Annotated in this window: 12 protein-coding genes; 7 read left to right on the plus strand and 5 right to left on the minus strand. The window is 46.7% G+C overall.

The features are described from left to right. The first annotated feature begins 228 nt into the window (after positions 1-228). The gene (locus tag GO755_RS25610; protein WP_157588156.1) at positions 229-921 is read left to right on the plus strand and encodes a 2'-5' RNA ligase family protein; all 693 of its coding nucleotides are present in this window, start codon (positions 229-231) and stop codon (positions 919-921) included. An 87-nt stretch (positions 922-1,008) separates the two neighbouring features. Beyond that, a complete protein-coding gene (locus GO755_RS25615; protein WP_157588157.1) occupies positions 1,009-1,293 on the plus strand; it encodes a chromate resistance protein ChrB domain-containing protein in 285 nt (94 codons plus the stop codon). Between the two features lie 12 nt (positions 1,294-1,305). On the opposite strand, the gene GO755_RS25620 is transcribed toward GO755_RS25615, so the two are convergent. Further along, positions 1,306-1,866, minus strand: coding sequence for a hypothetical protein (locus tag GO755_RS25620; protein WP_157588158.1), 561 nt, complete (start codon positions 1,864-1,866; stop codon positions 1,306-1,308). A 234-nt stretch (positions 1,867-2,100) separates the two neighbouring features. Between GO755_RS25620 and GO755_RS25625 the strand changes: the two genes are divergently transcribed. From GO755_RS25625 to GO755_RS25640, 4 genes are all read left to right on the plus strand, one after another. Next, positions 2,101-2,898 (plus strand): alpha/beta fold hydrolase, encoded by a 798-nt coding sequence (locus GO755_RS25625; protein WP_157588159.1) that lies wholly within the window; start codon positions 2,101-2,103, stop codon positions 2,896-2,898. Between the two features lie 116 nt (positions 2,899-3,014). Beyond that, a complete protein-coding gene (locus tag GO755_RS25630; RefSeq protein WP_157588160.1) occupies positions 3,015-4,583 on the plus strand; it encodes a sensor histidine kinase in 1,569 nt (522 codons plus the stop codon). A 77-nt stretch (positions 4,584-4,660) separates the two neighbouring features. Further along, a complete protein-coding gene (locus GO755_RS25635) occupies positions 4,661-5,359 on the plus strand; it encodes a hypothetical protein (protein WP_157588161.1) in 699 nt (232 codons plus the stop codon). 75 nt (positions 5,360-5,434) lie between these two features. Further along, positions 5,435-6,874, plus strand: a complete 1,440-nt coding sequence (locus GO755_RS25640; RefSeq protein ID WP_157588162.1) for a M43 family zinc metalloprotease — start codon at positions 5,435-5,437, stop codon at positions 6,872-6,874. Between the two features lie 12 nt (positions 6,875-6,886). Here GO755_RS25640 and GO755_RS25645 read toward each other — a convergent pair whose 3' ends face one another. Further along, complete coding sequence (locus GO755_RS25645) at positions 6,887-8,443, minus strand: MFS transporter (RefSeq protein ID WP_157588163.1); 1,557 nt, start codon at positions 8,441-8,443, stop codon at positions 6,887-6,889. A 191-nt stretch (positions 8,444-8,634) separates the two neighbouring features. Between GO755_RS25645 and GO755_RS25650 the strand changes: the two genes are divergently transcribed. Next, entirely contained in the window at positions 8,635-9,912 is a 1,278-nt protein-coding gene (locus tag GO755_RS25650; RefSeq protein ID WP_157588164.1) for an aminotransferase class V-fold PLP-dependent enzyme, read from the plus strand. Between the two features lie 56 nt (positions 9,913-9,968). On the opposite strand, the gene GO755_RS25655 is transcribed toward GO755_RS25650, so the two are convergent. The 3 genes from GO755_RS25655 to GO755_RS25665 all read right to left on the minus strand — a co-directional run bounded on the left by GO755_RS25655 (position 9,969) and on the right by GO755_RS25665 (position 14,173). Beyond that, a complete protein-coding gene (locus GO755_RS25655) occupies positions 9,969-10,328 on the minus strand; it encodes a T9SS type A sorting domain-containing protein (protein ID WP_157588165.1) in 360 nt (119 codons plus the stop codon). Between the two features lie 204 nt (positions 10,329-10,532). After that, complete coding sequence (locus tag GO755_RS25660; protein ID WP_227687093.1) at positions 10,533-12,209, minus strand: DUF885 family protein; 1,677 nt, start codon at positions 12,207-12,209, stop codon at positions 10,533-10,535. Positions 12,210-12,307: 98 nt separating this feature from the next. Continuing rightward, positions 12,308-14,173, minus strand: coding sequence for a M61 family metallopeptidase (locus tag GO755_RS25665; RefSeq protein ID WP_157588167.1), 1,866 nt, complete (start codon positions 14,171-14,173; stop codon positions 12,308-12,310). Between the last annotated feature and the right edge of the window lie 98 nt (positions 14,174-14,271).

Below are 14,271 nucleotides of genomic sequence, written 5' to 3' on the forward strand. Positions count from 1 at the left end.
GAGCGACTTATCCTTGAATCAAGCGAAGCATTACATTTGCACAAACATAACGGTAGCCATTTTTGAGGTCGTTTTTAAACAAGCCATTTCCATAATGTGTTAAAACTGGCCGAGCAGTTTAAATTTGAATTGCGACATAGTTACACTTTATCCATGACCTCTACGTGACGGGTTTTAGCTAGATAAACCTGGGTTGATCACGTGTTTTTCCCCTTCGTACCTAAACGGATGAATAATGAATCAATTCAAACGGGCTATGACCAAATGTGGATGGTTGGAAAAAAGGATTTGGCCCAGGGAATTGTGGATGTTGACCCGATTCCAGATGCAACCAGTAAACGGTGGGGAGTTAGCGCAATACTGCGTATACCCACCATTTTTGGCGAATCCCTTTTACCGCTGATCGACACCCTAAAAACCAAAACGGGATCGAGGCACACGTTCCATGACACAGCTACCTTTCATGTTACCTTACGGTCCATCGAGTTTTTCCGAAAAGATGTACCCGATGGAGATTTTGCAGTTTGTACCTATTCGAAACTTTTACAAGAGCTTGCCCCGCAGTTTTCTCCATTTGGTATTCGCTTTGCCGGTTTGTCGGCCAATCGAGTGGGCATCATCTTACAAGGCTATCCGGTCGATGCGCAAATTCAGTTATTCCGTCAGCAAGTTCATCAGCACTTAGCTAACCATCAATTTCTTCAAGGGCCGGAACAACAGAATCCCCGATTAAATACCCATATCAGTTTGGTCGTTTTTGGCGGCCCTTTAAAAAATGGCCAGGATCTAATCCAGTATGTAGATCAACACCGTCGAACAGGCTATGGCCAAATGGAGGCCAGTTCAATTGATCTGGTTCGCTATGAACGAGATGAACGCTCCGTGAAAATTGTCACACTTGATCGATTTGCTCTAGGTTAACAAACGCTGTTTAAATTTATTTAGCCATTCGCGCTTAGCAGTAGAGCATGGGTGTCTATCTATAAAAATAATTGCTCCATCCTGGTCATGAACTGGATTACACGAGAACGCCCGAAAATCGACCGAATGGCCTGTCCCTGGCTCATCAAACGGTTTATCGATACCCAAGCCATCATTCTGTTCGCCCCAGAAGATCAGGCAATCCACCAGGCACAAGTTGTAGACGCTATACCGTTTGATGTACCTGGTGTCGAATACACACATTACGAAGATCGTTGTACATTCGACTACTTCCTTCAAAAACATGCGCTCACGGATCCGGCTTTGCAGATCATCGCCCCCATTATTCGCGGAGCGGATACGGTGAACTGAAAGTAATCCAGTCTACCTGATGCTATAAGGAACTGTAATTGTGTCGGTCTCTATTTCATTACTGACATGTAAATTCCGATCCCGGATCTGAATTCGATACTTCGTCACGTAGTTCTTGTAGCTTGTTCCGTAATGATAGATTTGGTGCAAGTCCAGGCTACCTTCAATGGCTCCTTTCTGGCCTTCCCGGCTCAATTGAGGAAAATATAAGGTAGTATTCTCTCCAGAAGTAATCGCCTGATACTGGTCGTTTTCAAGGCGATACGCAGTGATCCTGTAATTCCCCCACCCGCCCGCCTGCGTGTAGCGACCCGAATCAAGGCTGGATAATGGTATGTTGTTACCCAGATCGCCATCCCCATCTTTAAATCCGATGGTGATCACCAGGGAGTCCCTTTTTTGCTGTCCAACACCTGATCCGCCTTCAAGTGTATACCGGCTAAGCCCTTTAAACTCAATTTGAGGAACATTGGAATATTGAGGCTCTGTAAAACAGGCTGTGACCGTCAGGCTTAACGAGAGTATAAAAGCATATCGGAGCACTACCCAGTTGAAAGTACGCGTTTGTAGCATAGTCTTGTAATAAATGTCCTGATGAGTCTATAACCGATTAACTGAAATCCTTGTCAATTCCGTATTCTAATGCCCTAAAACTTATACTAAAACAAGAGTAAGTAGTCTCAAAAAAAGGAGATTGATACTATAAAGTTAGTATTACTTTTTCACGAAAATATTTTACACATATACCTATTACATTTACTTATAATTGTCAATAATTAAAATAAGTAACAAAATCAACATTTATTCATGTCCGTAGCAGCTAGAAATAATGTGCAATTACTTGGCAATCTTTTGTCGGATAAGACAATTGTATTTGCTCATGGGTTTGGTACCGACCAGCGAGCCTGGCTTGAAGTCGTCTCGGCCTTTACCGACGACTATAAAGTTGTTTTGTTCGATTATGTAGGCGCAAATGAAAAAACAGTTCCCTTCTTTACTAACTGGAAATACAAGCACCTGCATGCCTATGCAAGCGATATCTTAGACATTATTGAAGAGCTTGGTCTACAAAATATTACGTTCATTGGACACTCAGCGGGCGGCATGACCGGAGCGTTGGCTGCTATTCAGGAACCAGACTGGTTTTCCCGACTCATTTTACTAAATGCGTCACCATGTTACGTCAACCAGGACGGTTACGTTGGTGGTTTTAGCACGGCTATATTAAGTGAGCTTTTTGCTCAGATGGAAACTAACTTCCACGCCTGGGCTAGCGGTTTTGCCCCCATGGTTATGGCAAATCCAGATCGTCCACATCTGGCCAATTCCTTTTCCAGTACTCTTTCGGCGATGCGACCAGATGTAGCACTGGCCATCGCGAAAGTTATTTTTTATTCTGATCATCGGTTAGATATAGGACAACTGTCTCATCCAACGCTACTGATTCAGGCACAGGAAGATGTTGCTGTTCCGCATGAAGTTGGCTATTTTCTGGAGAAGCATATTCCCAATTCGATCCTGACTTTTTTGGATACAGAAGGGCACCTGCCCCACATCAGTGATGCAGACAAAGTGATTAGAACCATTAAACCGTTTCTTAATTAACTAAATGCCTGGTTCTGTTGGCCAATCAGGTCTTTTAACGCAGACTGCCTGATTCTTATACCCAGAACCAATCGGCAAGCTTAGCTTGTCGATCTATACCTTGTAACCCATAAAACATGATTGACTTTAACGGTCTTGAAAAACGATTTCGGGCTATTGAAGAGACTGAAATTGGTCCGAAGTTATTGGAGGCCTATGCATCGGAACTACTTCCCTTTCTAGGTGCAGATGTCTGCTACATTATACAGGAACGAGATGAATGGACAGCCGCCGTACTGTATTCCACCAATCCTAAACTGACGGCTTCCTATGTCAATCCCACTCAATTCAACGACTTAACCCAATCAACATCGTTTTTTCTTGAACTAGATTTTGTGCCTCGCCGGGCATTGAAAGAATTACTGGGCGTTTATTCCTATGTCGCTGGTTTTCGCTTACGTAATTATACATTTAAAGGCTGGATTGTAGTAGGTTGGACCAAACAGCCTGCATTCTCAGCGAGTGACATTGAGAATGCCCTCTATAGGTTGGGTGATAAAATATTGATCTGCACTCTATCGTTCCAGCAAATTGCGCTGGATCAGCAATATAGGTTCCTGTTTGGGGTGGTTCCGCAGGCAATTGTGCTCATTAATGAAGCCGAAGACATAAACTGGGTCAATCCATCGGCTCTTGAGTTATTGAATCTGGAAGCAGGTGACCTCCGCCCATCATCGGCCAGTTTATCGGTAGGTATGCTCCAGCTCCGAAATCGTGCGCTTAATAAGGACACCATTAACCAAACAGCTTCGGAACTGATTAGTAATCCGACCTTTGTCAGTAAAGAGTGGATTTGGACATTTCCCGAAAAGGTATTATCTGTTTTTACAAAACCTATTTTTTCCCCTTATTTCAAGGGCCGAATCTGGTTATTCAATGACGTAACTGAACTGTATCTTAAACATCAGCAACTTTCCGACGCCAACCTGGAAATTGAAAACCTTATCAGTGTAATCGCACATGATTTAAAGTCTCCCCTATCCACGATCAGTTTTGTTTTTAGCTTCCTGCCTATGATTGGGCCGCTGAATGATGAGCAAACTGAAAGTATCGAACATGGTCAGAAAACGATTAAACGTGGCCTTAATCTGATCGATAGCATTGTTTATTTCAACAGTCTGGCTACTACTAATCAGCCCATAGAAACGGAAGATATTGAACTGGATAATCTGATCGATATGGTTGTCGATAGCTTTTTAGCACAGGCTTATCAGAAAGAAATTTCACTTCATATTGAGCGCAACCATCCGCCAGTTATCCTCCATTCAGATCCTAAATCGCTGGTTCGCATTCTGGATAATTTGATCAGTAACGCACTGAAGTTTTCGCCATTTGGCCGGAGTGTGCATGTGCAAACCGAGCTAGTGAACCATCAGCTAAGGATTGCCATCAAAGACGAAGGGCCTGGTATATCGCCCGACGACCGAGTCAAACTTTTCAAGCGATTCCAGCGATTATCGGCTCAGCCTACTAATAACGAAGGTTCATCGGGTCTGGGACTGTCTATCGTAAAATCACTGACTGAAAAACTGGGCGCGACTATCGAAGTTGAAAGTATAGTACACCTAGGTACAACTTTTCGGATAGTCTTTCCGAGCGTCAGCCTGTCACGCTCAATCTCACCTACCATTCCTGAAAAATACTGACCGCTGACGAAAAAAGAACGAAAATAAGCTGCTTCAATGACTACATTTTCCTCAATATCCCCATTCAGTCAGTTTAGATGCACATCAAACTCTCATTTTCGTACGTACTTACATTCCTTCTGTTGCTGATTGTCCTGTTAGAACTTCATGAAACAGTGCATATTGTTGTTGGGTATTTCATTTGTGGCTGCTGGGGACCACGCGACTTTAATGTTTGGTCTTTGTGTAAAGGTTGCCCTGAAAATCATCCACTTTGGTGGGTCGCCACACTGGCTGGCCCTTTAGCGTCTTTTGCACTTATGTGGCTGGGAATGATTTGGTTGAGTGCTAAGCCATCCAATAAAACCCTCCTAGGCTTTTCATTGGTTTTTGCCAATATTCCCTTTGGCAGGATCAGTAATGTGATGATGGGTGGTGGCGATGAAATGGTGGTGACCAGACATTTTCTTAAAGCTGATTACAGTCGTACGCAGATGATTTTAATCTGTTCGGTTTTGGTGTTGTGCCTTGGTTTACCCCCGATCATCAAAGCCTATAAGGTGCTGACTAACCGACGAGCCTGGCTTTATCTACTTGGATTTTTAACGCTGCCTTTGCTCTTCTTATTGATTTATGTACTAACGGGATTGAACTCCCTTTTAACCAGAGGCTTCCTGGCAACTCCCTGGATTATGGGCACACCCGTATTAATTACTCTTCACACCAGTATTGCTTTAGTGGGCCTGATCTGGCTACGAAAAAACCTATTTAAATCAACAAAAAATTTACGTATATAGAGAGTAGTTCACTATTGAGAATGAGTTTATACGCGAGAATTCACTCTAGTTATAAACTTAACTCAACGTAACACAATGACGACATTGACCATTCGGTGGGGGTTCTTTTTAGGATTTGGACTATGGTTAACCGGATTTATTGCAGCATTTGCACAGCCTACCCTCCCCCAAAAACTACCTGTTTGTACAATTCCTGAATTGACCACCCAGCAAAAACAAAGCCTTCAGAAGCAACTCGACTTCGTCCTTCAGCTCAAAAAATCGTCCCGCCTTCCAACTGCTTCTTCCATCACTTACGTACCGATCCGACCCCATATTTTTCGGACAAGCAACGGGTCAGGAGGTTTCGACCTGACGGCTCTCAATTTTGCGATGGCTCGAACGAATCACTATTTTTTACTAAATGGAACCGGTATCCAATTTTACTTCTGTGGCGATACCCCTGACTATGTTGATAATGATGATGCGTATACTGATTTTGATCAAAATCGGGACCGAAACCTGTTGGTTGACGTCAGGAATGCCCTGAATCAGTATTATTTCAATTTCTCTACAACAATCTCTGGATTTGGCTATTATCCTTACGATGACCTAATATCGACACGCTCTTATATTTCTACTAATCACTATAATGTAGAGGGCCAGCTTATTGGCATAGCCAACTATACAATGCCTCATGAGCTGGGACATAACTTTTTTCTTTATCACACATTCAGCCCCAATCGCTCGACTGATGAGTTGGTTACGCGGGGTGCAGGCGCGAACTGTTCTACCGCTGGAGACCTTATCTGCGATACGCCTGCTGACCCTTACAACCTGCCGGGCGCAACCATTGAGACCAACAATTTCTGCGTGACATATACCGGCACCATTACCGATGCAAATGGAGATTTATATACGCCACTAGTTGATAACTTTATGTCCTACTATCCGTATTATGCCCGCTGTCGTGACGATAAGTTTACGCCTGGGCAAGTTGAACGTATGCAGGAAGCGTTGTATATGCGACAGCATTATATGAATTGCACGCTCGATTGTCCACCCACGAATGTAGCTTCACCCACGAATCTATCTGTCACTCCTACAGCAACTTCGGTGGTACTTACCTGGCAGGATAATGCCAGTAATGAGATGGGCTATTTCATCGAACGATCCTCCCCTCAAACGGATCTTGTGGCCATTAGTGGTGTGGGGCCTAATGTGACTACATTTACAGATACCAGCGCCAGAGCAGGAATTGCTTATTCCTATCGCATTCGCCCTTCCAATACAACTACGGGTAGCCTAAGTCCAATTGTGTCGTTGGAAAGTGGGTTTTATACCATTAATTCCGGCGCATGGAATGATCCAGGTATATGGTCTTTTGGTCAGGTACCAACTGAAACGGATGACGTGCATATTAGACATGCAGTTACCGTACCTCAAAATTACAAGGCAAAAGCACAACGAATCATTTATGAATCACCTGTGAAAGTGACACTTGACAATGAAGGTGAGCTCCTATTGAGTCAGTAAAACAAACTAATTCTATGGCGTTTTTTTAGGCAGCTTGGTTGCGTAGGGTGCTACCCAAAAAGCGGCCATGACTGCGCTTAACCAGGCTAATCCTGTACATCCCCACATAATCACCTGAAAACTATGCAGGAAGGCCACCTGAATAGCTCGGTGTATCAAAGGTCGATTAGTTGTAGCGATTCCAGTTGGAATGGGGGTAGCGCCCAGTAGATTCGACTTCGCCTGTAAGGCAGCTTCAACACTCGCGGGCAAATGCAAGGTCTGGATTTGTTCACCTAGCTGATAGCTGAAGGTAGCCAGGACCACCGAACCGGCCACAGCCAGCGCTAATACGGCAGCGGCACGAGCAACAGCATTGTTAATACCTGAAGCAGTTCCTGCATAATGGCTCGCCACCGAGCCCATGACCGTATTGGTTAGCGGCACCACCGTTAGTGTCAGGCCAGCACCAATCGTCAGCACAGCGGGTAAAAAGGTGAACCAATAGTCAGTAGGTCCACTAGTGAGGCCTATCAGTGACAGTCCTAAGAAGCCAAGACCGGTAACAGTCGGCCCCAAGATCAACAGTCGTCGGGGACCATACTGATCTGACAAATCTCCTACCCAGCGGGAAAGCAAGATGAGCGGCAAGGGCAGTGGAATAAAGGCCAGTCCCGCCAGAGCAGGTCGATACCCCTGGAGCTGCACCAAATTAAGCGACAGGAAAAAGGAAACTATACTTAGGGCTCCATATAAAAACAGAGTCAGTAGGTTGGTGCCCGCAAACGTGTGCACCTGGAATAACGACATGGGTACCAGCGGTTCCTGCTGTCGCGTCTCAAACCAGACGAAGGCGGCCAAACTGATCAGACCGCCGATCAACGTCCCATAAACAGCCGGCTGATCGGGTCCCAGTGTCGACCACATGGTAAAACTATACGTTAAACCGGCCAGGCCAAGGGAGGACAATCCACCCCCGATGTAATCGATAGTGCCTTTAGTAGATTCATCCCGGGTTTCGGGGACTTTCCAGTAAATAATCCCCAGGGCAGCCAAACCAAGGGGTAAGTTCAGTAAAAAAACGACCCGCCAGAGTCCTTCTCCAGCCAGCAATCCACCCAGCAAAGGCCCAGCCACGCTGGTCAGGGCACCAGCGGCCGACCAGGTGCCAATGGCCTTGCCGCGCTGCTTATCGGCAAACACGGCCGTAATAATGGCCAGACTTCCGGGTATCAATAAGGCACCACCCAGTCCCTGCCCGGTGCGTGCCGCGATCAGCCACTCGATAGACGGAGCCGCTGCGCAGGCGGCTGAACAGGCAACGAATAAACTGATGCCGATGAGCATTATTTTCTTTCGTCCCAGGTGATCTCCTAGTGCACCGCCCACCAGAATCAGAGCAGCCAGCATCAGGGCGTAGGCATTGACGACCCAGACCAGTTGGGTTGCATCGGCTTTCAGACTCCGCTGAATGGCAGGTAGGGCAACATTGAGGGCAGAGGCATCAATGGAAGCCATGCTGGAAGCCAGAATCATGGCTGTCAATATCCAGTTATGGGATTGACTCGAATTTTTACCAGGTAAGGCCATAGGAATCCGTTAGGGGTAAAGGAAAGTGCCCCTACCAGATAGATAAAGCAATTTAATCGATATTGGTTATATTGAGCCCTGAGCCTCTGGAAATCAATTCATTCGATATGCGCTTCGGCTCGAATCGATCATGTCATTGTTTATAGTGCGTCCCAATTACACCTGTTTAAACTAAAATCAACCTGACATCAATGAACCTTTCCTCAAAACGACGCGGATTTTTAAAACGATTAATGGCCGGCTCAGTAGCTGCCTTAACGCAACCCCTGCTTGTAGAATCTGCTGAAGCTGCCACGCACCCAGGCTTTCTGTCAGATTCGCCACAAGTAGTCGATGAGGCCTATTGGCAGACCATTAAGGAGCAGTTTGCTGTACCGGCTAATCTGATGATGGTCAACGCAGCCAACCTCTGTCCTAGACCTCAATTCATTACCGATCTGATCCGGGTGACGGCAACAAGTTTAGAAAAAGATGTCTCGTTTCAAAATCGATCCCAATTTGAAGCCAGGCGTCAGCTGGCATTGGAGAAATTAGCCCAGTTTATCGGTGTCAGCAGCGCCGAAGTCGGTATTACCCGCAATACGACCGAAAGTAATAACATGCTGGTCAATGGGCTTGATTTTAAAGCGGGCGATGAAATCATCATCTGGGACCAGAATCATCCGACGAATGGTCTGGCCTGGGAGCAGAAAGCCAAACGGCAAGGTTTCACGGTCAAGAAAGTTAGTATTCCTGCTGGTTTTACCACCACCCAGGATCTAATTGCCCCCTTCCAGCAAGCCATCACTCCCAAAACCAGACTGATCACTTTTTCGCATATTTCCAACTCAACGGGACTGATGCTACCCGCTAAAGAACTGTGTCAGTTAGCCAGTAGTCGGGGCATTTTGACACTGGTTGATGGCGCTCAGTCTTTTGGATTTATGGAGCTTGATCTTAAGACCATGGGGTGCGATTTTTATACAGCCAGCACGCATAAATGGCTGATGGGCCCTCTGGAAAATGGAATTCTGTTTAGCAAAAAAGAACATCTGGCCAAGCTGTGGCCCAGTGTAATTGGCGTGGGTTGGCACGATGATACCCAGACCGTCGACAAAAAAATATGCCTACTGGGCCAGCGTAACGATCCTACGACTTCAGCCCTGCCCGCCATTCTTGATTTTCACGAGAAAATTGGCCGCAAAACCATTGAAGATCGGGTTCGCCATTTGACGCTTTATTTGAAAGAATCGATACAGAAACAGATTCCTCAGGCTTCGTTCATCACTCCCCTATCCGCCCAGATGAGCGGAGGTATTGTAACCGTGTCGATACCGGGCAAACCATCGGCAGATCTGTTCCAGAAATTATACAGTGATTACGGTATAGCCTGTGCCTCGGTGGGCAATTTGCGCATTTCACCCCATATCTATAACACGCATTCGGACTTGGACAAGCTCGTAAAAGCGCTGGTTACGTTATCCAGTTAACGGGATTTTTCGGATAACCTGATCTTCCCAGTTTAGCTTTTAGCCTATACTATCGATTAAACCTCCTGAACGATAAAGCTTTCATTGGGATTGGCTTGCACGACAAACGTCTTGGTCAGGGTTTCTGTGCCCGTTGCAATCGTCATCTTGTAGGTACCAGCGCCTAAGTTTGAGAAGTCGAATTGTTGACTCAGTCCATTTTGTAGGGCTACGGTTGTGGTATAGACAGATTGACCATTGGCATCCCAGATAGCAAGCTGCCCTTTGGTTTGAAGAGGTTGAACATAAAGTTTGATTTTATGCTCGGCGGTCATCACCAGGCGGGCCTGGGCGGCTGTAGGTTGAGTCGTCGATTGATGAGCGAACGATGCTGAACTGGCTACCAGTCCCAACATCAGAATAACTACTTTTTTCATGGCTTTAGTCGTAATTGTTTCTTTGTCTCGTTTAACCGGATCGCCGGTGCAACTGCGTTGGCGATTCGGTGAGACAAAGTTGCCATGAGACTGTTGAGCTAGAAAATGAAAGATGCTGAGTACAAGAATAAGGTTACTGAGTGTGGATTATTGACTGATGAATGCCTAAAAGGCTTCTCACTCAGTTAACTCATTGACTAGTAGCTATGATTGCAAATCATAAAACCGCCACTTGGTTTTAAAGTCTTTCGGCAATGGCTGATTTGTCAGGATGGCACGAATCATTTCAATGGGCATCGAATTGATTTGCAGGACGGCGTCATGAAATTGCTTATGCGTCATTTTGCCACTGTCGACCAGTTCTTTCTTTAGTGCCAGAAACTGAAACCCGCCCGTCATATAAGCCAACTGATAAAGAGGAGGATAGCCCCCAACAAACGAACGCCGAACTTCGCCCTCAGCATTGGCCCGCTCATGCCCAACCCGCTCGACCAGGAAGTCGATGCATTGCTGAGGTCCCCATTTGCCCAAGTGATAATTGAGTGAAAAAATAATTCGGGCGCACCGGTGCATCCGCCAGAATAGCATCCCGATCCGATCTTCCGGCGACTGTGGAAAGCCCTGATCCCACAGCAGCATTTCCCAGTACAATGCCCAGCCTTCGATCCAGAACGGAGTATCGAAACTACGGTACGTTTTGTAGCGATTGTTCATGAAGCTCTGCAAGTGATGCCCGGCAATCAATTCATGATGTACCGTTGCGCGCGAAAAATGAGGGTTGTTGCCCCGCATGCTCATCAGTTTGTCGGGATGTTTCATGCCCTCAGTCGGGTATGAAATCTGAATAGACTCGCCCCCTAAAAAGAACGGGTTGACCAATTGCCGCTCCGGCGACATCATGGTCATTCGCCAGGTTTCTTCGGCAATAGGTGGAATAGTAATTAGGTCTTTTGCTTTCAAAAACGCGACCGATTCGTCCAATAAGCGAAGAATCATCTCAGGCTGTTTGCCAGCGGGTACGTAACTGTTTTTTACTTTTTCCTGAGCCGCTTTCCAGTTATCGCCAAAGCCCATTTCGCGCGAGGCTTTGAGGAGTTCGCGGTCACACCAGGCAAACTCCTTGTTGGCCATAGCGATCAATTCCTCGGGCGAGTAGGCAATCATTTCGTTTTGCAATTGGCGCAGTAATTCCGTTCTACCAACGGCTACACCTGCAATGCCACTGCCATCATCCTTAACCGGCGCTGCTTCCCGGCTCTTCTTTCGGAAAAAGGAGGTATAGGCCGTCAGTACACTATCTGCTTTCTGGTATGGCTCAGGTATCCACCACGAAAAATCCGGATCATAGTGATTGTAGAAGGTGTAAATGCTTTTCAAGGCTTTCTGGAGCCCATCGGCAGTTAGTTCGGCCCGTCGCAGCAACGCCCCATCCAACTTCGTGTTCTTGTCAATTTCGGGTTGAATCTTTCGAATCTGAGGACCGATACCTGCCAGACTCTGAGCAAGTTGCCGGGCATCCAGAACGTGCCCCCGACGACGTAATTTCTCAGCGGCATAAATCGTGTCGGCAAAGGGAAACCAGGCTTTAATTTGTTCTCGTTCCGTCGCTTCGTCGGCTAGCTTATGGAGCTGTTCCTGCAAATCCCGCCGAAACAGTAGATAATCGACTCGGCTATCGGTGTTCATCCGATCAAAATTCAGTTGCTCTAGCTGCTTCAAATACTCAGTATCCAGTTTTTGAAACCGCTCCCGACGCTCAGGAGAGCCGGTTATTGTATAAAATCGACTCAGGCTGCCAAAGTCGGCGTAATACTGGGTTAGTAGATGGTGCACATCACTACTCTGCGGGTTCACACTGCTGAGTGGATTAGGCTGAGCCATCAGACTGCCTACCAGCAACAGCTTCGCAATCAGTAGCGAACAGCCTAAAAATCGTTGATGTATCCTATTCATTTTTTGTGTCAGTAGTGTAGGGTTGATTAATGCTTAGGCTTCAAAGACGCATGAGTACCTCGTAGCCAATCTGCCAATATTGCCGATTGGAGCGCCGTTGGAGCAGATTGCCGGGTTAGTTTCAGCTGCCGAACCTTTTTTGTGCCGAGTTGAATTGATTTTGTGTCGGGCTGCCCTTGTTGCAACAATTGTAGCGTTACGGTATCACCGGCGACTTTCGTCTGGCTCAGTGCCTGAATAGCCGCTACTGTAGCAACCTGATCATCAATCAGTAACAATTGATCCCCGGTTCGTACGCCAGCTTTCCAGGCAGGCGATTCCCAGTCAACGCTGGTCACGAACACACTGTCTCCTTTTGCCCTTGTTGCAACGCCCAGCCAGCCACCCGGTTGTGCCTGTACATTGTCTGTCAGGTTCAGGCCTGCATAAGCCAGGTAGTTGGCGTAGTCAATAGGCTTCACGGTTGAGGTATACTCGAAAACCTTAGCCAGCGATGTTCCCGCCGTTTTTTCGCAAACCGACCGGAATTCATCATCTGTAAAGCCCCGATTTTGGGTTCGATAGTATGTCTGATAGAGCGTTCGCATGACATCATCGAGCGACTTCTTATTCTGGGTCGCGTGCCGAATGGTCAAATCCAGCAAAACACCTAAAATTGCTCCCTTTTCGTAGTACGAAATGCTCTTATACGCGTCATCGCCAGTTCGGCCAAAGGGACCGTCTTCCCAGGTTTCGTAACTGGCCTGGGTTGCCGATTGATGCAACCGGCCGGGCTTATTCTCAAACGAGGTCATCATAGATTGCCAGGTGTTGAGCACGTCGTCCTGTGACATTAGTTCCGCCCGGCGCAGAATCAGGTATTCATAATAGACCGTAAGTCCTTCTGATACCCAAAGCATGTTGGTTCGGTTTTCGTGTTCGTAGTCGAATGGGCCTAAGGCGATGGGGCGGATGCGTTTGACGTTGTAGTGGTGAAAATATTCGTGGGTCAGAAAACTATACATCCGCAATCGACCCGCCGGTTTATCCAGGCCCGCTCCACTGAAACTGATGGAGGTCGAATTTAAATGTTCGATACCGCCACCACCCGGTCCGATGGCCAGAAACGTATAGTGTTTGTAGGGAATATCGCCAATAACGGCCACACTGCTTTCCACGATTTTCTTCAGATCGGCGATGAATTGCTGCCGGTCGAAATCACCCATATTATAGCCAACAAAATAATGCGGCACACCACCAACAGTAAATGCGGGTAGTTGCTCCAGTTTACCCATCAGAATCGGACTGTCATATAATACATCGAAATCGGGCGCTGTGAACGTATGACGCTGCCCAGGAATTGAGTCCAGACCAGTAGCAATCAGGTCAGGCCATTCGGTGGAGGGATGAAGCGTGATGGTAACGGGCTGCTTTAGTTGATTAACCACGTGAACAAACAACCCGGCGGGTGAGATATAACCCTTATTCTCGTCGAGGTAAGGGCTCGCGACAAAGTTGCGGGTTGCCTTTACGTCATAGGTAAACACCAGTTGCTTCGCCGAGCCAGTCTGTACTACCCAGGTGCTGTTTCCAGTTTTTTTCCAGGCAAGGGCTTTTTCCGATTCATCTGTAACCCGAACATTGTCAACATTGGCTGCATAGTTCATCATCTGGTAGTAGCCGGGTGTCCAGGCGGGCATTTTTAATGTCAGCGTCGGTACATTTCCAGTCGGGCACCGAAACGTAACATGATACATATGCGTGGCCGGTTGCGCCATCGCTACATCGAAATGCCAATTGCTCGCCGACGTCTGTGCCTTAGCAACGATATTGTTTAACAGCAAAAAGAACGTTAATAGCCATACATAGACTGACGACCATTGGGTGGCTACCTGCATTCGTTTAGGATTCATAGTTTCTCCCTTGTTTTTCAAAGGATTAGAATTTTCAAATTCTATTTTTTAGCCCCTCTCCCGTTTTGGGAGAGGGGTTGGGACGGTCGGCCGCTGCC

It is taken from the genome of Spirosoma arboris (assembly GCF_009754945.1).
Classification (GTDB): domain Bacteria; phylum Bacteroidota; class Bacteroidia; order Cytophagales; family Spirosomataceae; genus Spirosoma; species Spirosoma arboris.